Raw genomic sequence first — 19550 nt, 5'->3', positions numbered from 1 at the left:
CGCACTACCGACAAGAGGAGAGAGCATGCACAGCACCCTGATCGTGGCCCGGATGGACATCGACGCGAAGGCCCAGGTCGCCGACCTCTTCGCCGATTTCGACCGGAGCGAGATGCCGCACCGCATGGGCACGCGCCGCCGCCAGCTGTTCGCCTACAAGGGCCTGTACTTCCACCTCCAGGACTTCGCCGCGGACAACGGCGGCGCACGGATCGAGGAGGCCAGGTCCGACCCGCGGTTCGTCGGCATCAGTAACGACCTCAAGCCTTTCGTCCAGGCCTACGACCCGCTCACCTGGCGGTCCCCGGCCGACGCGATGGCAACCCGCTTCTACGACTGGACGGACGCGGAATGACCCGCCGTCACACCGATACGAGGGGAGTCCGGTAGCCGTGAGCCGTCGTGTAGTGATCACTGGGGTAGGGGTACTGGCGCCGGGCGGTACAGGCGTCAAGAGCTTCTGGAGTCTGCTGAGCGAAGGACGCACGGCGACGCGGGGCATCACCTTCTTCGACCCGTCCTCGTTCCGTTCCCGCGTGGCCGCCGAGATCGATTTCCACCCCGAGTCGCACGGGCTCACCCCGCACGAGATCCGCCGGATGGACCGGGCCGCCCAGTTCGGTGTGGTCACGGCACGCGAGGCACTGGCGGACAGCGGCCTGGACCTCGCCGGCCTCGACCCCCACGCCACCGGGGTCTCCATCGGCAGCGCGGTCGGCGCCACCACCGGACTCGACGACGAGTACCGGGTGGTCAGCGACAACGGCCGGCTCGACCTGGTGGACCACACCTACTCGCCGCAGCACCTCTACAACTACTTCGTCCCCAGCTCGTTCTCGGCCGAGGTGGCGTGGGCCGTCGGCGCCGAGGGACCCGCCACCGTGGTGTCCACCGGATGCACCTCGGGTATCGACGCGGTCGGCCACGCCGTCGAGCTGATCCGGGAAGGCACCACCGACGTCATGATCGCCGGGGCCACCGACGCCCCGATCTCGCCCATCACATTGGCCTGCTTCGACGCCATCAAGGCGACCACCCCGCGCAACGACGACCCCGAACACGCGTCGCGCCCCTTCGACGGCACGCGCAACGGCTTCGTGCTCGGAGAGGGCTCCGCCGTCTTCGTCCTGGAGGAGCTGGGCAACGCCGAACGGCGCGGCGCACACATCTACGCCGAGATCGCCGGCTACGCCTCCCGCTGCAACGCCTTCCACATGACCGGGCTGCGCCCCGACGGGCGCGAGATGGCCGAGGCGATCGACGTGGCGCTCGCCGAAGCGCGGATGAGCCCGGACCGGATCGACTACGTCAACGCCCACGGCTCGGGCACCAAGCAGAACGACCGCCACGAGACCGCGGCCTTCAAGCTCAGCCTGAAAGAGCACGCCCGCCGCGTCCCCGTCAGCTCCATCAAGTCCATGGTCGGGCATTCGCTGGGCGCGATCGGCTCGATCGAGATCGCCGCTTCGGTGCTGGCCATGGCGCACCACGTGGTGCCCCCCACCGCGAACCTGCGTACACCCGACCCGGAGTGCGACCTCGACTACGTGCCGGTCACCGCGCGGGAGCACCGCACCGACACGGTTCTGACGGTGGGCAGCGGATTCGGCGGGTTCCAGAGTGCGATGGTCCTTGCCCGGCACGACAGGAGTGCGGCATGAGCGACAAGGCAGTGATCACCGGAATCGGTGTCGCGACGCCCAACGGCATGGGCGTGGAGGACTTCTGGTCGGCCACCCGGATCGGCAAGAACGCCATCGGACCCGTCACCCGCTTCGACGCGAGTGCCTACCCGGCGCGACTGGCGGGCGAGATCCGCTCCTTCACGGCTGAGGACCACCTGCCGAGCAGGCTCCTGCCGCAGACGGACCGGATGACCAGACTGGCCCTGGTCGCCGCGGACTGCGCCTTCGAGGACGCGGGCGTACGACCGGGTGACATCGCCGAGTTCGACATGGGTGTGGTCACCGCCTCCACGTCCGGCGGGTTCGAGTTCGGCCAGAACGAGCTGCAGAGGCTGTGGAGCCAGGGCAGTCAGTACGTCAGCGCGTACCAGTCGTTCGCCTGGTTCTACGCGGTCAACAGCGGCCAGATCTCGATCCGCAACGGCATGCGCGGCCCCAGCGGGGTCGTGGTGAGCGACCAGGCCGGCGGACTGGACGCGATCGCCCAGGCACGCCGCCAGATCCGCAAGGGCAGCAGGCTGATCTTCTCCGGCGGGTTCGACGCGTCGATCTGCCCCTGGGGCTGGGTCGCGCAGATCGCCGGCGGCCGGCTGTCCACGAGGACCGATCCGGAGCGCGCCTACCTGCCCTTCGACGCGGACGCCAACGGTTACGTGCCGGGCGAGGGCGGCGCCCTGCTCATCCTGGAATCGGAGCGGTCTGCACACGAGCGCGGAGCGGACAACGTGTACGGAGAGATCGCCGGCTACGGGGCGACGTTCGACCCCCGGCCGGGCAGCGGGCGGGAGCCGGGGCTGCGCCGGGCCGTCGAGAGGGCGCTCGCCGACGCCGGGACGTCCCCCGACGAGGTCGACGTGGTGTTCGCCGACGCCGCGGGCACGCCCCGGCTCGACCGGGAGGAGGCGGACGCCATCACGGCCGTCTTCGGACCGTACGCCGTGCCGGTCACCGCGCCGAAGACCATGATCGGCAGGCTCTACTCCGGGGCTGCCCCGGTGGATGTGGTCAGCGCCGTCCTGGCCATGCGAGAAGGCTTGATCCCGCCCACCACCCAGGTGGAGCTGTCACCCGAGTACGCCCTCGACCTGGTCGTCGGACAGGCGCGCACCACGTCGGTGCGCACCGCGCTGGTCCTCGCACGCGGCTACGGAGGTTACAACTCCGCGGTGGTCGTGCGGTCCGGCGACTGACCTCCCCACGCCGCCGGCCGCCGGCGCGCAGGCACGACAGGAACCCGTCACACGCGCGCCGGGCAGGCCGGCGCGTACATCGCGGAAAGGACCCCCATGTCCCGCAATGCGTTCACCGTCGAGGACCTCAAGAAGATCCTGCTGGAGGGAGCCGGCGCCGGTGAGGGCGTCGACCTGGACGGCGACATCCTCACCACCGATTTCGAGGAACTGGGCTACGAGTCGCTCGCCCTGCTGGAGACCGGAAGCCGCATAGAGCGCGAGTACGGCATAGCCCTGGACGACGACGTCTTCACCGATCACCGCACGCCCCAGGCCCTGGTGGCGGCGGTCAACCGGTACCTCGACGACGCCCTCGCCCTTGAGACCTCGGGATGAGCCGCCGTCCGACGGCGACGCCGCGAGGTGCGACACCAGGGCACGCCGTGTCCGGCGTGATCCGCACGAGAGGCCCTGGTGCCGCGACCGGCACCGGAACCCGTCTACCCATGGAGAAGAAGGATGTCTGAGCAGGACAAGCGGGTCGCCCTCGTCACGGGTGCGACCAGTGGTATCGGTCTGGCCTCGGCCCGGGTCCTGGCGGTTCAGGGCCACCGGGTCTTCATCGGCGCGCGCGACGCCGAACGGGTCTCAGCGACCGTCAAGCAGTTGCGGGAGGAAGGTCACGAGGTAGACGGCGCCGCCCTCGACGTGCGCTCGGGCACCGAGGTGCGTGCGTGGGTTCAGGCCGCGGTGGACGCCTTCGGCACTGTCGACGTCGTGGTGAACAACGCGGGCCGCAGCGGCGGAGGCGTCACGGCCGAGATCGACGACGAGCTGTGGCACGACGTGATCGACACCAACCTGAACAGCGTGTTCCGGGTCTCCCGTGAGGTACTGACCACCGGCGGCATGCGGGACAGGAAGCGCGGCCGGATCATCAACATCGCCTCCACCGCGGGAAAGCAGGGTGTCGTCCTCGGTGCCCCGTACTCGGCGTCCAAGCACGGCGTGGTCGGCTTCACCAAGGCGCTCGGCAACGAGCTGGCACCGACCGGTATCACCGTCAACGCCGTCTGCCCGGGGTACGTGGAGACCCCGATGGCCCAGCGTGTGCGGCAGGGCTATGCGGCCGCGTACGACACCACCGAGGAGGCCGTCCTCGAGAAGTTCCGGGCCAAGATCCCGCTCGGCCGCTACTCCACCCCGGAGGAGGTCGCCGGCCTGGTGGGCTATCTCGCCTCCGACACCGCCGGGTCCATCACCTCGCAGGCGCTCAACGTCTGCGGCGGGCTCGGCAACTTCTGAGCCGGCCCGACCGACCCCCGCACCCGATGGAGAGGAGTTGCCAGCATGTCTCAGTCCGGCTCGCGTGAGGTGGAGCACGAGATCACCGTCTCGGCTCCGGCCACCGACGTCTACCGCCTGATCGCCGAGGTGCACCACTGGCCACGGATCTTCCCCCCCACCATTCATGTGGAACGGCTGGAGCACAGCAGGGAGGAGGAGCGCATCCGGATCTGGGCCACCGCCAACGGTGAGCCGAAGAACTGGACCTCGCGCCGCACCCTGGACCCCGAGGGCCTGCGCATCACCTTCCGCCAGGAGATATCCACCCACCCGGTCGCCGCCATGAGCGGGACGTGGATCATCGAGCCGCTCACCGTGGACACCTCGAGGGTCCGGTTGCTGCACGACTACCGGGCCGTCGACGACGCCCCGGAGAACATGGCCTGGATCGACGAGGCGGTCGACCGCAACTCGCGCGCCGAGCTGGCGGCGTTGAAGACGAACGTCGAACTCGCCCACGCGTCCGCCGGTCTGACCTTCTCCTTCGAGGACTCGGTCCGGATCGCCGGCTCCGCGAAGGACGCCTACGCCTTCATCGACGAGGCGAACCGGTGGCCGGAGCGCCTGCCGCACGTCGCCACCGTCCGCTTCTCCGAGGACAGCCCCGGCCTGCAGAGCCTGGAGATGGACACCCGGGCCAAGGACGGCTCGGTGCACACCACCAAGTCGTACCGCGTCACCTTCCCGCACCACAGGATCGCCTACAAACAGGTCACCCTGCCGGCGCTGATGACCCTGCACACCGGCTGCTGGACCTTCGAGGAGCGCGACGGAGGCGTCGTGGTCACCTCGCAGCACACCGTCACCCTCAACACGGCGAACATCGCACGGATCCTGGGCGGGACCGCGACGGTGGGCGATGCCGAGGAGTACGTCAGGACGGCACTGTCCACCAACAGCCGCGCGACCATGGCCCACGCCAAGGAGTACGCGGAAGCCAGGGCCTGACGATGGGCCGGGACCACTCCGGAACACGGGTGATCGTCGTCGGCGCCGGCCCGGTGGGCCTCATGCTCGCCGGTGAACTGCGCCTGGCCGGTGCGGAGGTACTCGTTCTCGAACGGCTCACGGAGCCGACCGGTGAGTCACGGGCGTCCACCCTGCACGCGCGGACCATGGAGATCCTCGCCGCGCGGGGGCTGCTCGAGCCGTTCGGTGAGATACCGGGCGAGCACATGGGCCACTTCGGGGGGATCCCGCTCGATCTCACCCTGCCCGGGCGGTATCCCGGGCAGTGGAAAGTCACCCAGATCCGGCTGGAGGAACAACTGGGTACCTGGGCCCGGGAGCTCGGGGCGGACGTCCGGCGCGGGCACGTCCTCACCGGTCTCGACGCCGGACCAGATGCCGTGATGGTCACGGCGCGTGGAGAGGACGGGGCGACGCGCCACTTCCGTGCCGCCTACGTCGTCGGCTGCGACGGCGAGACCAGCACGGTACGGCGCCTGGGCGGCTTCGCCTTCGTGGGCACCGACGCCTCGCGCAGACTGCTGCGGGCGGACGTGGCCGGTCTCGAGATACCCGGCCGCCGCTTCCAGCGGCTGCCGGGTGGGCTCGCCGTCGCCGCCCGGCGCCCTGACGGGGTGACACGGGTGATGGTGCACGAGTTCGGGGCGCCACCCGGCTGCGGCACTCCTCGGTTCGATGACATCACAGGCGCCTGGGCACGTGTCACGGGCGAAGACATCAGCGGCGGGACCCCGCTGTGGGTCAACGCCTTCCACGACGGCTCACGGCAGGTGACGGCGTTGCGGGACCGCCGGGTGCTGCTGGCGGGTGACGCGGCCCACCAGCAGATGCCGATCGGCGGGCAGGCCCTCAACCTGGGCCTCCAGGACGCCGTCAATCTGGGCTGGAAGCTCGGCGCGGAGGTGGCGGGTACGGCACCGGAGGGGCTGCTCGACAGTTACCACGCGGAACGGCACGCCGTCGGCCGACGGGTACTGGCCAACATCCGCGCGCAGGCCCTGCTCCTGCTGGGAGGCCCGGAGGTCGACGCCTCCCGTGCCGTTCTCGCCGAACTGATGGATGAGGAGCCCGTCCGCGCGCATCTGGCGGGGATGATCTCAGGTCTCGACATCCGCTACGACGTCGGTCCCGGCACCCATCCCCTGCTCGGCCGCCGGCTGCCGCACTGGCGACTCGGCACCCCTCAGAATCCCTTCACCAGCACCTCGTCACTGAACTCCGGGCGCGGGCTGCTGCTCGTGCCGGACGGCGGGGCCCGGGGCCGAGAGGATCCGTGCTCCCAGGCCGCCCCGTGGGCGGAGCGGGTGCGCACGGTCACCACCCCGTCCGTGCCCGGTGCCGTAGGACCGGACACCGCGCTCCTGGTCCGGCCCGACGGCTGCGTCGTATGGGCCGCCGGCGACGGTACGGACCTCACCCAGGCCCTGGAGCGCTGGTTCGGCGCCCCCGGGCCCCGGACCTCTGCCGCGTCCGACGGCCCGACGGCCCTGCGGACCCAGCACACGGACGGTGCCTCGCGGGCCCGCCCGGTCACTCGACGGGCTTCGGCCCCACCGACAGCACGGAACGGGAGAACCGACATGGACAGGCTCACGGGCAGGACCGCACTCGTCACAGGGGCGAGCCGGGGCATGGGGCGGGCTACCGCCGTGCGTCTGGCGGCCGAGGGCGCGCTGGTCGCCGTCCACTACGGCAGCAGTGAGGAGGCCGCGAACGAGGTCGTCGCGACGATAGAGAAGGACGGCGGACGCGCGTTCGCCGTACGGGCCAGGCTCGGCGTCGCCGGGGACGTCCACGAACTCTTCCTCGGACTGGAGGCCGGTCTGAAGGAGCGGACCGGCAGCACCGACCTGCACATCCTGGTCAACAACGCCGGTGTGATGGGTGGTGTGAAGGCCGAGGAGACGACGCCTGAGCAGTTCGACGAGCTCTACCGGGTCAACGCGAAAGCCCCGTTCTTCATCATCCAGCGCGCCCTGCGGAACATGCCCGACGGTGGACGCATCATCAACATCTCCTCCGGGTTGACCCGTTTCGCCAACCCGGACGAGATCGCGTACGCCATGACCAAAGGCGCCGTCGAGCAACTCGCCCTGCACTTCGCGAAGCACCTGGGCCCGCGGGGCATCACGGTCAACAGCGTCGCGCCGGGCATCACGCGTAACGGCAACCCGGTCTTCGACATCCCCGAAGCCGTGGAGCAGATGGCCGGGATGTCGGCCTTCAACCGGGTCGGCGAGCCGCAGGACGTCGCCGACGTCGTGGCCTTCCTCGCCACCGACGAGGCCCGCTGGATCACCGGCTCCTTCGTGGACGCCACCGGCGGCACGCTGCTCGGCTGAACCGCGCCGCACCACCACGCCCGGGCCGGGATCGCGGCGGACCGGCCGGGCCGCGGCCCGGACCTCCCCACTGCGCCGGGACACGCCCACACACCGCCTCAGCGCCCCACTCGCCGGGGGAAGGGAACCACGATGCCGTCGGAGCCTTCCGAGAGCCTTGCCCGTGCCGAGCCCGACGGCCGGTGGAGTCCCGCTCTGTGGGGCCTGCTGTTCGTCCTGGCCGGCAACATGCTGATCGACTCGCTCGAAGTGTCGCTCGCCCTCGTGGCCCTGCCGGCGCTCGGAGCCGCGCTGGCGCTGGACCTGCCCACCGCACAGTGGGTGGTCAGTGGCTTCGCCGCCGGTTTCGGCGGTCTGCTGCTCTTCGGCGGGCGGCTGGTGGCCGGCATCGGCCGCCGTCCGGTGTACCTCGCCGCGCTCATGGTCTTCGCCGCCGCCTCGCTGGCGGGCGCCCTCATGGACAGCGCGGCCCCGTTGATCGCCACCCGTGTGCTGAAGGGCTTCTGCGCGGCGCTGACCGCGCCGACCGGCCTCGCGATCATCGTGTCCGTCTTCCCCGAAGGGCCGGCCCGTCGCCGGGCGATCTCGGTGTACGCGCTGTTCGGCGCCTGCGGCCTGTCCGCGGGACTGCTGGTGTCCGGGGCGCTCACCACCGAGGCGGGCTGGCGCTGGGCGTTGGCCGCACCGGCCCCGGTGGCCCTGCTGCTGTTCCTGGCCGGGCTCCGGCTCATACCCCGTGACGCACCCGGTGGGACCCGGCCCCGCCCCTACGACTGGGCGGGCGCGCTCACCCTGACCGGGGCCGTCCTGAGCCTGGTGTACGGCATCGTGTCCGTACCCGATACGGGCTGGAGCGACCCGCGAACCGTCGGGGGCTTCGCGCTCGCAGCGCTGCTGGGCACCCTCTTCCTCCGTACCGAGTCGACGTCCCCTGATCCTCTTCTACGGTTCGAACTCCTGCGCAACGCCGTCCTGGTGCGCTCCGCCCTCGGCGCCGCTTCGCTCAACGGGTCCTTCCTCGGGCTGCTGCTCCTCAGTACGGTGCACCTCCAGCGGCACGCGGGGTGGAGCTCCTGGGAGACCGCGCTCGCCTTCCTGCCGGCCGGCCTGCCGCTCGTCGTCACCGCCCTGCACGGCGGGTGGCTGGCACAGCGGTTCGGCCCGGCACGGCTGATCGCGGCCGGGGCGGCCGCCGCCACGCTCGGCTACGTGCTCTACCCTTCCGATCCCGCGGCCGAGGTGCGGTACCTGACCGATGTGGCGCCCACGATGCTCCTGCTCGGAGCCGCGTTCACGTGCGCGTTCACCGCCCTGCACCTCCAGGCGACCGGTTCTGTGCCGAGCGGCCTCCAGGCGGCCGCGGGCGGGCTGTACCAGACGTCGGTGCAGATGAGCGCTGCAGTGATGGTGGCGCTCACCTCCGCGCTCAGCACAGCGGGCTTCCGCCCCGCACTCCTCCTCCTCACCGGGGTGGGGCTGTTCGGATGCGCTGTCGCACTTCACGGCCTCCTACCGCGCCGGCAGGCGGTGGCCGGGGTCCGATGACCCGTCCGTCCGACCCCCTCGACGAGCCCGGAACCCACCAACGACAGCCGGCGCCCCCATGGCCGCCGCGAAACCGACCCACCGGAGAAGTCCGGCAGCTCACCCACGAGCTGATCCGGAACCACCACTCACGAATCAGGAACACCATGTCGAAGGACACCCTGCATCTCGCGGTGATCGTCAGCAGCGTCCGCGAGGGGCGCTTCGGTCCTGTCGTCGGGCGGTGGTTCGCCGGCCGCGCCAAGGGCCGCGAAAACTTCACCGTGGACGTCGTCGACCTCGCGGACCACATGCTTCCGGCGGTGCACTCGCACACGCCCTCTCCCGACGCACTCTCCGTCCTGTCGGAGGTGTCCCCCCGGCTGGAGGCCGCGGACGCCTACGTGGTGGTGACACCGGAGTACAACCACAGCTATCCCGCCGCCCTGAAGCAACTGATCGACTGGCACTACACCCAATGGCGTGCCAAGCCGGTCGGTTTCGTCTCCTACGGCGGTGTGTCGGGCGGTCTGCGGGCGGTGGAGCACCTGCGCCAGGTCTTCGCCGAGCTGCACGCCGTCTCGGTCCGTGACGGAGTCAGCTTCCATTCGGCATGGGAGCGGTTCGACGAGGGAGGCGAGCCGAAGGACCCGGCAGGGCCCGAGGGCGCCGCCGAGGTCATGCTCGACCAGCTGGGCTGGTGGGCCTCCACCCTGCGCCGAGGCCGCGCCGCGGCGCCCTACCGGGCCTGAGCGCCCCTCGTGCCCAGGTCACCGGCCGCACGCCGCGGCGCGGACACCCCGGACTTCGCGGTGTCGCCGAACCGGCTCGATCTGTGGCTGCTGCGCAGCCCCGGGGGCGCCGCGGCCGACATGCTCGACCGATCGGAACTCGACCCGGCGGAGCGGCTCCGCGCGGCCGCCTTCCGACGACCGGCCGACGGCCTGCTGTATGCCGCAGCCCATGTGGCGCTGCGGCGGCTGCTCGCACGCTACACGGGGGTGCCGCCGCAGGCGCTGCGGTTCGTCCGCGAGCCCTGCCCGGGGTGCGGAGCGGCGCACGGGCGTCCGGCGGTGGACCACGGTACGCCGCACTTCTCCTTGTCCCACAGCGGTGGCCTGGCACTCGTGGCAGTGGCGGCGCGACCCGTCGGGGCCGACGTCCAGGCGTTGCCGCGCGAGGAGACCGTCGAGCTGTGCGCCTCCTCGCTGCACCCCTGCGAGCGCGCGGAGCTCGACGCCGCCCACGGGCCCGACAGACGCGTGCTGTTCGGCCGGATCTGGACCCGCAAGGAGGCGTACCTCAAAGGGCTGGGCACGGGGCTGAGCCGCCCCCCCGGCATGGACTACCTGGGCGCGGACACCGGCCGGCACCCGGACGGCTGGGCGGTGCTCGACGTTCCGTGCCCGGCCACCCACACCGCCGCCGCCGTCGTACGCGGTTCCGCTCCCGCGGTGGTGCGCGTCCGCGGCCTGGGCGGGGATTGGTTACGGGCCCGGGGCGGTGGGGGCGACCGGGTGCGGGGCCGTTCCCGCACCCGGCCGGCGCAAGGAAGGTGACCTCAGGAACCGCGCCGCCGCCTACGACTCCCCGGGCGCCGGACGTTCCTCGACCGACGGAGATTGGATGCACATGTCCGCAGCACAGGGAACGGTCCGCTCCCGGACCGACGAGCTCAACGGCATCAAGGACTCCGCGCGCAGCGGTCCGGACCCCGCTGCCACCGCCCGCCAGCATGCCAAGGGGAAACTGACCGCGCACGAACGCATCGACCTGCTGCTGGACAAGGGCTCCTTCAGCGAGGTGGAGCCGCTGCGCCGCCACCGGGCCACGGGCTTCGGCCTGGAAGACAGGAGACCGTACTCGGACGGTGTCATCACCGGGTGGGGCACGGTCGAGGGCCGGACCGTCTTCGTCTACGCGCACGACTTCCGGATCTTCGGCGGGGCGCTGGGCGAGGCGCACGCCACGAAGATCCACAAGATCATGGACATGGCCATCTCGGCCGGTGCCCCGCTGGTCTCGCTGAACGACGGGGCCGGCGCCCGTATCCAGGAGGGTGTCAGCGCGCTCGCCGGCTACGGCGGGATCTTCCAGCGCAACACCCGCGCCTCCGGTGTCATCCCGCAGATCAGCGTGATGCTCGGCCCGTGCGCCGGTGGCGCCGCGTACAGCCCGGCGCTGACCGACTTCGTCTTCATGGTCCGTGAGACCTCACAGATGTTCATCACCGGACCGGACGTCGTCAAGGCCGTCACCGGCGAGGAGATCACCCAGAACGGCCTCGGCGGCGCCGACGTGCACGCCGAGACCTCGGGCGTCGCGCACTTCGCGTACGACGACGAGGAGACCTGCATCGCCGAGGTCCGCTACCTGATCGGGATGCTGCCCTCCAACAACCGGGAGCAGGCACCCGCCGTCGGCGGGAGCGACCCGGCGGACCGGCTCACCGAGGCGCTGCTCGATCTGGTTCCGGCGGGGCCGGGGCAGGCGTACGACATCCGTGACGTGATCGAGGAGATCGTCGACGACGGTGAGTCCTTCGAAGTGCACGCCGCCTGGGCGCCCAACATCGTCTGCGCGCTGACGCGGCTCGACGGCCACGTCGTCGGTGTGGTGGCCAACCAGCCCGCCGCCATGGCGGGGGTGCTGGACATCGAGGCGTCGGAGAAGGGGGCACGCTTCGTGCAGTTCTGCGACGCCTTCAACATCCCGCTGGTCACGCTGGTGGACGTCCCCGGCTTCCTGCCCGGGGTGGACCAGGAGCACAACGGCGTCATCCGGCGCGGCGCCAAGCTGCTGTACGCGTACTGCAACGCCACCGTCCCGCGCATCTCCCTCGTGCTGCGCAAGGCGTACGGCGGCGCCTACATCGTCATGGACTCGCGCTCCATCGGCACCGACCTGGCCCTGGCGTGGCCCACCAACGAGATCGCGGTGATGGGGGCGGAGGGTGCGGCGAACGTCGTCTTCCGCCGGGAGATCGCGGCTGCCGACGACCCCGGGGCCGTGAGGGACCAGCGGATCGCCGAGTACCGGAGCGAGCTGATGCACCCGTACTACGCGGCCGAGCGCGGCCTCATCGACGACGTCATCGATCCCCGCACCACTCGAGCCGTGCTGATCAGGTCGCTCGCCATGCTGCGTGCGAAACACGCCGACCTGCCCGTGCGCAAGCACGGCAATCCGCCGCAGTGACACCAGCCCGGCACCGGGAGCGGACCGCCTCCGCTCCCCCGACGAACAGGATGGCCATGAGCAACGACGACGAACACCCCACGGACCGGATCTGCCGGGTGGAGAAGGGCGACCCGGACCACGTGGAACTGGCCGCGGTGCTGGCCGTGCTCCTCGCCCGCGCGCTGGCGGTACCCGGCGTCCCCGAGGTCCCCCGTACGGTGCCGGCCCGGTGGAGCCGTCCGGAGCCCGGGCCGCGGGCCATGAGCGGCTGGCGGAGCATCACGCCGTGAGGCCGTACGCGGCCCACCCGCCGGCGGCCGTGCGCGACGGCGGCGGCGAGCGGGCGCCGGAGGCGGGAGCGATGACATCGACCGGTGCGGCCGGCGGTACGGCAAGGCCGCAACAAGAGCTCGACGACCTTCTCGACCGGGCGGCGATAGCACGACTGATCGACCGCTACACCCTTCTCCTCGACACCCAGGACGAACCCGGAACCGCTCCCGACTGGCCCCGGTCGATCTTCACCCACGACTGCCGCCTGGTGTTCCCGATCGGTGAGCACCACGGTCTGGCCGGCCTCGGCGCCTTCCACGACGCGGCCAAACAGAAGTTCAGCGCGACGCACCACCTCAGTTCCAACCACGCGATCGTCCTGGACGGCGACCGGGCCGACATACGTTTCCAGATGATCGCCACGCACGTGCACCGGCCGGATACGCGGCGGCGGGCGGCACGGGATCCGGGGCCGCTGTTCCAGGTGGGCGGCTACTACGCGGGCCGGGCCGCGCGGACGGCGGACGGCTGGCGCTTCGCGAGCTGGTCGTTCCACGTCGTATGGACTTCGGGGACAGGACCGGCCGACCTCGATTGACCCACCGTTCTCGCACGACCTCTCAGCCACCCGTCCGACCCGCATCCTCCGAGGAGCCACCGATGCCACCGTTCGCCGGACATGTCGCGCGGCGCTGCCAGAGCGCACTCAACACGTTCCACAGCCTGACCTACTTCAGCCCTGACCTCGACAAGCAGCTGGCCGGCCTCGGAGTGGGAGATCCGATGGCCTGCTATCTCGCCGGCCGTGCCGCGGCCCTCGGCCGGGTCGGCCCCGGTGTGGTCACCGCCGCCTTCTACAGCTTCCGGCACGACCTGGTGGCCCGTCATGTCCCGGCGGTGTGGGACCTGGTGTCACCACAGCAGGCGTGGGCCGGGCGCGTGGCCGCGGCTGACTCCACTCTGAGCCGGTTGCTGGGCCCGGACGTGCTGCGCTCCCGACCGGTGGAGGAGGCGGCCCGGCTGGTGCTCCGTGCCGCCGAGGGCGCGCAGCGTCCCGGGCGCCCGATGTACGCGGCCCATGCGGACATGCCTGCGCCCCCGGCACCTCATCTTTCCCTGTGGTACGGGGCGACCCTGCTGCGTGAACACCGCGGGGACAGCCATGTCGCGGTACTGCGGGCGAGGGACCTGGACGGTCTGGAGGCCCTGGTCTCGCACTGCGCGAGCGAGGCGGGAATGCCCCGCGAGATCGTGATGGCCAAACGGGGCTGGACCGAGGAGGACTGGAGGGCTGCCGAGGAACGGCTGCGGGGGCGCGGTCTGATGGCCGCCGACGGTTCGTTGACCCGGCAGGGGCGGACGATGCGGGCCGACCTGGAGGAGGCGACGGACCGTGCGGACGCCGCGCCGTACCGGCACCTCGGCCAGGAGGGAGTCGTGGAACTCACCGCGTACGTCGAGGAGCTGGTCAGGGCCGCCATCGAGGCGGGCGGCATCCCCGCACCGCTCGCGGGGTTCTTCGCGCCGCCCGAGCGCTGACGGCAGGAGTGGGCCGGCGGGGGACGTGGCGCCGCCGGCTCCCCGCCGGACGGAGGCCGCGCGTCAGTCGGCCGGACCGGTGAGCCGCTCGTGCAGGAGATACCGCTTGCCGGCGAGGCCTCTGACACCCGCGACGGAGTGCAGGGCCTCGAAGGCGTCCCGGGACATCTCGTCGCGCAGGAACTTCTCGTGGGCCCTCTGGCTGGTCCACTCCGCGTAGTTCAGCACCCGGCTGCCGTCGCCGCTGAGCAGGAAGTGCATGGCTCTGAGTCCGGGGAAGCGCCCCTTCAGCGGGCCGTCGAGCAGTGTGTCGACGGCCCGCCGCTGGCGTTCGGGGCCGTCCACGTCGAAGGTGGGTGCCACGACGCAGACCGCCTCGCCCTCCTCCCGCGCCACCTTGCCCCGGTAGCGGTGGTAGAGCTCCGGCCTGAGCCTGCGGGCGTCGTCCGCCGTCTCCACGCCGGGAATCATGAACGGCTCATGCGACCGGAAGAACCGGTCCCAGGAATCCTCACCGTCCCACTGCACGACCGTCATGATGTTTTCCCCGTCCACGCTTTCGAAGCAATTCATGGAACGGAAACCGGACGGCAACGGAAGACTCTTCCAGTAGGCCGAGACGGCATTCACCGCCGCTTTCTGCTGTTCTCTTCCGCCGACGAAACGGCGGCTGATGAGCACCACATCGCCGTCACCCTGGTCCATGCCGGGCAGGGGCACTGTGCTGACGTCCATGGTCTCCTCCTGGGGTCGCGGCGTTCGCCGCGGTGAGTTCCTTTATGCCCCGGAAGCACCGCCCGGAGGGCCGCACCTCGGGTCCTTTTTCGAAGATTTGGGACTACTTGACATTGCTCTGTAGTGGAATCCGTTGAGTCCGCGGCGGAATTCGAGGACCGTATCGGCAACAGCGGTTGCTCTCGAAGGAGAATTATGGACGTGTCGGTCGTTGTGGCCGGTGCCGGTCCGGCGGGCCTCATGCTCGCCGGAGAACTGCGGCTCGCCGGAGTCGACGTTCTCGTGGTGGACAGGCTCGCCGAGCCGACCGCTGAGTCCCGGGGCATGGGGTTCACCGCACGGACCATGGAAGTACTCCGCCAACGCGGCCTGCTCCACCGGTTCGGCGGCGTCACCACGTCCATAGCCGGCCACTTCGGCAGCCTGCCACTGGACTTCACCGCGGACGACGGGATCCACGCCAGTGTGTCGGGTGTACCGCAGAGTTACACCGAAGCGGTGCTGGGCGCGTGGGCCGCCGACCTCGGCGTGAGCGTACGGCGGGGTCACGAGCTCATCGGTGTCACCGACGACGGCGACGGGGTCGACGTGGAGATCCGGGGCCCCGGCGGTACCGAGCGGCTGCGCGCGGCCTACCTCGTAGGCTGCGACGGCGGGCGCAGCACCGTACGCAAGCTGGCCGGGTTCGACTTCCCCGGAACCGACGCCACGGTCGAGCTCCTGCTGGCCGATGTGAGCGGCTGCGACATCCGCCCCCGTTTCACCGGCGACCGCACCGAGGCCGGGATCGTCCTCTCCGCCCCGCTGGGAGAGGACGTGAGCCGGGTCGTGGTCTGTGAGTACGGTGTGCCGGGCCGGCGTACGGAACCGGTCTCCTTCGAGGAGGTCGCGGCCGCCTGGATGCGCCTGACGGGCGAGGACATCAGTCGCGGCACTCCCCGCTGGGCCAGTTCGTTCACCGATGCCGCCCGGCTGGTGACCACCTACCGCCGTGGGCGGGTGCTGCTCGCCGGGGACGCCGCCCATGTCCACCTGCCCGCGGGCGGGCAGGGCATGAACGTCAGCATCCAGGACTCCGTGAACCTCGGCTGGAAGCTGGGCGCGGTGGTCAACGGCTGGGCGCCGGAAGGGTTGTTGGACACGTATCACAGCGAACGCTTTCCCGTGGGCCAGCAGTTGCTGACCCAGACCCGCGCCCAGGGGCTTCTGTTCTTCGGCGGCTGGGACATGCAGCCGCTGCGTGACGTGATGGCGGAGCTCATCGGCTTCGATGCCGTCAACCGCCATCTCATCGGCAAGGCCAGCGGTCTGGACATCCGGTACGACGTCGGTCCGGGCGACCACCCGGCGCTCGGCCTGCGCATGCCCGACATCGAGCTGATCACCACACGGGACGCGGCCGACACCGGCCGGACCGGCAAGACGACCGTAGCCCGGCTGCTGCGAGGGGCCCGGGGCGTACTCATCGATCTCGCGGACGACGCCGCGCTGCGCCGGACAGCCGCGGGCTGGAGCGACCGCGTCGACATCGTCACCGCCACCCCCCACGACCTGCCGTCCTACGACCCCTTCTCCGGCACCGCGGCCGTACTGCTGCGCCCCGATGGCCATGTGGTGTGGACGGGGCCGGGCGCGGGCGAGCTCACCACCGCATTGAGTGGCTGGTTCGGGCCGCTCAGGAAAGGCCTGTAAGCGCTCCGTCCAGCGGCTCATGAACTTGACCTCAACAGAAGTTGAGGTTCTAGCGTGCCTGGTGACGACCCGAACCGGGCCGTCATCCGCGCGTGAGAGAGGAAGACTTCACCATGGGAGTGCAAGCCCCGCCCAAGGCGGGCAAGCGGGAGTGGATCGGGCTGGCCATGCTCGCCCTGCCGACCCTGCTCGTCTCGATGGACCTGACGGTGCTGCACCTGGCCGTGCCGGACCTGAGCGAGGATCTGAGTCCGACCAGCACCCAGCTGCTCTGGATCGTCGACATCTACGGATTCATGATCGCCGGCTGGCTCGTCACGGCCGGAACGCTGGGAGACCGCATCGGCCGTCGCCGGCTGCTGCTCCTCGGTGCCGCTGCCTTCGGCGTCGCGTCGGTGCTGGCGGCCTTCTCCAACAGCGCCGAGATGCTGATCGTGACACGCGGGATCCTGGGTGTCGCCGGTGCGACGCTGATGCCGTCGACCATGGCGCTCATCCGCAACATGTTCCACGACGACGTCGAGCGTTCTCGCGCCATCGGTGTGTGGATGACCAGCTTCATGGTCGGTGGCACCCTCGGTCCGCTGGTCGGTGGCGTGCTGCTGGACGCGTTCTGGTGGGGTGCGGTCTTCCTCATGGGCGTACCGGTGATGCTCCTGCTCCTGATCTTCGGCCCCAAGCTGCTGCCCGAGTACCGCAGTGAGAAGGCGACCGGACCGCTGGACATCACCAGTGCGGTGCTGTCGCTGGTGGCGGTGCTCTCGGTGGTCTACGGCGTCAAGCAGGCCGCCGAGCACGGTGTCGGGCCGACCTCCGTGGGCCTGGTCGCCGTCGGCGCACTGGTCGGCTGGGTCTTCGTGCGCAGGCAGCGTTCGTCCCACGCCCCCTTGCTGGACCTGCGGCTGTTCAACAACGCCCGGTTCAGCGTCGCGCTGGTGGCGCTGACGGTGAACACCGGCGTCGTCATGGGCCTCAGCTTCTTCGCGGCGCAGTACCTTCAGCTGGTCGTGGGGCTCTCCCCGCTCGAAGCCGGCCTGTGGACACTTCCGATGACCATCGCGGGCATTCCCGCGGCCCTGCTGACCCCCAGCCTCGTGCGGTACGTCCGCCCCGCCTACGTCATGGCCGCCGGGCTCCTGGTCGCGGCGGTCGGTTTCGCGCTGGTCACCCAGGTCGACGGCTCCGGCCTGGCCATGCTGGTGAGCGGCACGGTGGTGATGTTCGTGGGTCTGGCCGTCATGGGCGTGCTCGGCACCGACATGGCCGTCGGAGCCGCACCGCCCGAGCAAGCCGGAGCGGCGTCCGCCGTGACGGAGACGGGCAACGAACTCGGCGGTGCGCTGGGTCTCGCGCTGCTCGGCAGCATCGGCGGCGCCGTCTACAGCGCCCGTATCGACGACAGCAGCCTCAGCGGGGTCCCCGAAGCGGCGGTCGAGACCGCCGGCGGCTCGCTGGGCGGTGCCGTGTCGGTGGTGGGGGACCTTCCGGCCCGTATCGGCGACGGTCTCCTGGAGACCGCTCGCGGAGCCTATCTGAGCAGCCTGCACGTCGTCGCACTCGTCTGCTGCGCCCTCGTCGTCGTCCTCGCCGTCGCGGTGGCCGTCCTGCTCCGGGGGATCGGGCGGCAGACCGAGGAAGGCACCGAGGCCGCATCGGCCCCGGTGCCCGCCACCGAAGGCGCGGCGGACCGGTGACCGCACAACGGTCCGCTGTCCGGCGACCGGCCGTGCGGGACCACACAGGCCCGACACCCCAGAAAACCGAAGGAGCATCCTTATGCGCGTCATGTTCACCGTCCTGCCGGTTACTTCACATCTGCTGATCATGGCGCCGATGGCGTCCGCCCTGCAGAGCGCGGGGCACGACGTCCGGGTGGTCACGCACGACCACCCCGAGACCGTGGCGTCGATCACCTCGGCCGGCCTGCCGGCCGTCCCCCTCGGCGAGGGGATCGACCTCGTCTCCGCCGTGCAGGACACCTTCGGCCACGAGGCCCTGGAGGACATCGCCCGCACGACGGGCGTGGACCCGGAGGACAGCAACCTCTGGCCCATGATCCGCAATTACCTGGTGGCCACGTACGCCATGTACTACCCGGCCGACCCGGACGCGCCCGGGGCCGCCGGCATCACCGACGAGATGGTCCGCTTCGCCCAGGACTGGAAACCGGACCTGGTCATCTGGGACCCGCTGTTCTTCCCGTCCCCGATCGCCGCCCGGGCCTGCGGCGCCGCCCACGCGCGCCTGCTGTGGGGACTCGACCGTTTCGGCTGGCTCCGCTCCCTCTACTCGCAGGGCCGCGCCTCCGCGGGCGACGACCGGCCGGATCTGATGGCCGCGATGATGCGCCCGCTCCTCGACCGCTTCGACATCGATTTCGGCGAAGACCTGATCACCGGCCAGTGGAGCATCGACCCCTGGCCCAGCCCCATGCGGCTGCCGCTGGACCTCGACTACGTCGCGGTGCGTCCCGTGCCGTTCAACGGCTCCGCCGTGGTGCCCGACTGGCTGCACGGCGCTCCCGAGAAGCCGAGGGTGTGCCTCACCCTGGGCACCAGCGGACGCGAGCTGTTCGCCGAGAACGGCATCTCCATCTCGGACGTGTTCGACATGGTCGCCGATCTGCCGATCGAGCTGGTCGCCACGCTCAACGAGGCCCAGCTGACGGGCGTCGACGCCATTCCTGACAACGTCCGCACCACGGACTACGTACCGCTGAATCTGCTGCTGCCGAGCTGCTCCGCGATCATCCACCTCGGCGGATCCGGGACGTGGGCGGCGGCCGTCGTCCACGGGGCACCGCAGCTGATGGTGCCCAAGAGCGGCTCCGAGTACGTCGACTTCGCCCGCTACACGGCCTCACGCGGCGCCGGGCTGGTCATCGAGGACGAGAAGCCCACCATCGAGGCCATGCGCGAGGGACTGCTGCGCATCCTCCACGAGTCCTCGTTCCAGGAGGCGACCACCGCACTGCGGCAGGAGATGCGGGAGATCCCCAGCCCGGTGGACATCATCCCGGAACTGGAGCAGCGCACCCGGCTCCACCAGGGCCGCTGACCCGGCCTCACCGTCACACCTTTCACACGCACAGC

The 19550-nt window shown here is 70.8% G+C and carries 18 protein-coding genes; 17 read left to right on the top strand and 1 reads right to left on the bottom strand.

The genetic code is table 11. The features are described from left to right. Positions 1-25: 25 nt before the first annotated feature. From ACFYSH_RS18505 to ACFYSH_RS18440, 14 genes are all read left to right on the top strand, one after another. Complete coding sequence (locus ACFYSH_RS18505; RefSeq protein ID WP_359478855.1) at positions 26-355, top strand: TcmI family type II polyketide cyclase; 330 nt, start codon at positions 26-28, stop codon at positions 353-355. Between the two features lie 37 nt (positions 356-392). Then, entirely contained in the window at positions 393-1661 is a 1269-nt protein-coding gene (locus ACFYSH_RS18500; RefSeq protein ID WP_388753640.1) for a beta-ketoacyl-[acyl-carrier-protein] synthase family protein, read from the top strand. Next, a complete protein-coding gene (locus tag ACFYSH_RS18495; RefSeq protein ID WP_388753638.1) occupies positions 1658-2875 on the top strand; it encodes a ketosynthase chain-length factor in 1218 nt (405 codons plus the stop codon). The genes ACFYSH_RS18500 and ACFYSH_RS18495 overlap by 4 nt, the downstream gene beginning before the upstream one ends. A 96-nt stretch (positions 2876-2971) precedes the next feature. Then, positions 2972-3253, top strand: a complete 282-nt coding sequence (locus ACFYSH_RS18490; RefSeq protein ID WP_359478846.1) for an acyl carrier protein — start codon at positions 2972-2974, stop codon at positions 3251-3253. Positions 3254-3376: 123 nt separating this feature from the next. Continuing rightward, positions 3377-4162 (top strand): 3-oxoacyl-ACP reductase FabG, encoded by a 786-nt coding sequence (gene fabG / locus ACFYSH_RS18485; RefSeq protein WP_359478843.1) that lies wholly within the window; start codon positions 3377-3379, stop codon positions 4160-4162. Between the two features lie 45 nt (positions 4163-4207). Then, positions 4208-5152: an aromatase/cyclase gene (locus ACFYSH_RS18480; protein ID WP_359478840.1), complete on the top strand. Its 945-nt coding sequence runs from the start codon at positions 4208-4210 to the stop codon at positions 5150-5152. A gap of 2 nt (positions 5153-5154) precedes the next feature. Then, on the top strand, positions 5155-7515 hold the full coding sequence (locus ACFYSH_RS18475) for an SDR family oxidoreductase (protein ID WP_359478838.1): 2361 nt from the start codon (positions 5155-5157) through the stop codon (positions 7513-7515). Positions 7516-7647: 132 nt separating this feature from the next. Beyond that, positions 7648-9060, top strand: a complete 1413-nt coding sequence (locus tag ACFYSH_RS18470) for an MFS transporter (RefSeq protein ID WP_359478835.1) — start codon at positions 7648-7650, stop codon at positions 9058-9060. 146 nt (positions 9061-9206) lie between these two features. After that, positions 9207-9791 (top strand): NADPH-dependent FMN reductase, encoded by a 585-nt coding sequence (locus ACFYSH_RS18465; RefSeq protein WP_388753634.1) that lies wholly within the window; start codon positions 9207-9209, stop codon positions 9789-9791. Between the two features lie 9 nt (positions 9792-9800). Beyond that, positions 9801-10598: a 4'-phosphopantetheinyl transferase family protein gene (locus ACFYSH_RS18460; RefSeq protein WP_388753631.1), complete on the top strand. Its 798-nt coding sequence runs from the start codon at positions 9801-9803 to the stop codon at positions 10596-10598. 73 nt (positions 10599-10671) lie between these two features. Next, complete coding sequence (locus ACFYSH_RS18455) at positions 10672-12237, top strand: acyl-CoA carboxylase subunit beta (RefSeq protein WP_388753628.1); 1566 nt, start codon at positions 10672-10674, stop codon at positions 12235-12237. 56 nt (positions 12238-12293) lie between these two features. Next, on the top strand, positions 12294-12509 hold the full coding sequence (locus ACFYSH_RS18450; protein WP_388753626.1) for an acyl-CoA carboxylase epsilon subunit: 216 nt from the start codon (positions 12294-12296) through the stop codon (positions 12507-12509). Then, positions 12506-13090, top strand: coding sequence for a nuclear transport factor 2 family protein (locus tag ACFYSH_RS18445; RefSeq protein ID WP_359478704.1), 585 nt, complete (start codon positions 12506-12508; stop codon positions 13088-13090). Before ACFYSH_RS18450 ends, ACFYSH_RS18445 begins: the two co-directional genes overlap by 4 nt. Before the next feature lie 62 nt (positions 13091-13152). Then, positions 13153-14031 (top strand): hypothetical protein, encoded by an 879-nt coding sequence (locus tag ACFYSH_RS18440; protein WP_359478707.1) that lies wholly within the window; start codon positions 13153-13155, stop codon positions 14029-14031. Positions 14032-14094: 63 nt separating this feature from the next. On the opposite strand, the gene ACFYSH_RS18435 is transcribed toward ACFYSH_RS18440, so the two are convergent. Further along, complete coding sequence (locus tag ACFYSH_RS18435) at positions 14095-14766, bottom strand: hypothetical protein (protein WP_388753623.1); 672 nt, start codon at positions 14764-14766, stop codon at positions 14095-14097. Positions 14767-14961: 195 nt separating this feature from the next. Between ACFYSH_RS18435 and ACFYSH_RS18430 the strand changes: the two genes are divergently transcribed. The 3 genes from ACFYSH_RS18430 to ACFYSH_RS18420 all read left to right on the top strand — a co-directional run bounded on the left by ACFYSH_RS18430 (position 14962) and on the right by ACFYSH_RS18420 (position 19515). Beyond that, positions 14962-16458 carry an FAD-dependent monooxygenase gene (locus tag ACFYSH_RS18430; protein ID WP_359478713.1) on the top strand — a complete coding sequence of 499 codons (1497 nt, stop codon included), beginning with the start codon at positions 14962-14964 and terminating at the stop codon, positions 16456-16458. Positions 16459-16571: 113 nt separating this feature from the next. Then, positions 16572-18152: an MFS transporter gene (locus tag ACFYSH_RS18425; RefSeq protein WP_359478716.1), complete on the top strand. Its 1581-nt coding sequence runs from the start codon at positions 16572-16574 to the stop codon at positions 18150-18152. Between the two features lie 82 nt (positions 18153-18234). Beyond that, positions 18235-19515 (top strand): nucleotide disphospho-sugar-binding domain-containing protein, encoded by a 1281-nt coding sequence (locus ACFYSH_RS18420; protein WP_359478719.1) that lies wholly within the window; start codon positions 18235-18237, stop codon positions 19513-19515. Positions 19516-19550: the final 35 nt, after the last annotated feature.

The organism is Streptomyces sp. NPDC005791 (assembly GCF_042871485.1).
Classification (GTDB): Bacteria; Actinomycetota; Actinomycetes; order Streptomycetales; family Streptomycetaceae; genus Streptomyces.
This window is presented reverse-complemented; position numbering and strand designations above follow the sequence as displayed.

Bases quoted from the DNA above. Each gene is read 5' to 3' on its own strand.
- ACFYSH_RS18505 (WP_359478855.1), top strand. From the start codon at position 26: ATGCACAGCACCCTGATCGTGGCCCGGATGGACATCGACGCGAAGGCC.
- ACFYSH_RS18495 (WP_388753638.1), top strand. From the start codon at position 1,658: ATGAGCGACAAGGCAGTGATCACCGGAATCGGTGTCGCGACGCCCAAC.
- ACFYSH_RS18490 (WP_359478846.1), top strand. From the start codon at position 2,972: ATGTCCCGCAATGCGTTCACCGTCGAGGACCTCAAGAAGATCCTGCTG.
- fabG (WP_359478843.1), top strand. From the start codon at position 3,377: ATGTCTGAGCAGGACAAGCGGGTCGCCCTCGTCACGGGTGCGACCAGT.
- ACFYSH_RS18480 (WP_359478840.1), top strand. From the start codon at position 4,208: ATGTCTCAGTCCGGCTCGCGTGAGGTGGAGCACGAGATCACCGTCTCG.
- ACFYSH_RS18475 (WP_359478838.1), top strand. From the start codon at position 5,155: ATGGGCCGGGACCACTCCGGAACACGGGTGATCGTCGTCGGCGCCGGC.
- ACFYSH_RS18470 (WP_359478835.1), top strand. From the start codon at position 7,648: ATGCCGTCGGAGCCTTCCGAGAGCCTTGCCCGTGCCGAGCCCGACGGC.
- ACFYSH_RS18465 (WP_388753634.1), top strand. From the start codon at position 9,207: ATGTCGAAGGACACCCTGCATCTCGCGGTGATCGTCAGCAGCGTCCGC.
- ACFYSH_RS18455 (WP_388753628.1), top strand. From the start codon at position 10,672: ATGTCCGCAGCACAGGGAACGGTCCGCTCCCGGACCGACGAGCTCAAC.
- ACFYSH_RS18450 (WP_388753626.1), top strand. From the start codon at position 12,294: ATGAGCAACGACGACGAACACCCCACGGACCGGATCTGCCGGGTGGAG.
- ACFYSH_RS18440 (WP_359478707.1), top strand. From the start codon at position 13,153: ATGCCACCGTTCGCCGGACATGTCGCGCGGCGCTGCCAGAGCGCACTC.
- ACFYSH_RS18435 (WP_388753623.1), bottom strand. From the start codon at position 14,766: ATGGACGTCAGCACAGTGCCCCTGCCCGGCATGGACCAGGGTGACGGC.
- ACFYSH_RS18430 (WP_359478713.1), top strand. From the start codon at position 14,962: ATGGACGTGTCGGTCGTTGTGGCCGGTGCCGGTCCGGCGGGCCTCATG.
- ACFYSH_RS18425 (WP_359478716.1), top strand. From the start codon at position 16,572: ATGGGAGTGCAAGCCCCGCCCAAGGCGGGCAAGCGGGAGTGGATCGGG.
- ACFYSH_RS18420 (WP_359478719.1), top strand. From the start codon at position 18,235: ATGCGCGTCATGTTCACCGTCCTGCCGGTTACTTCACATCTGCTGATC.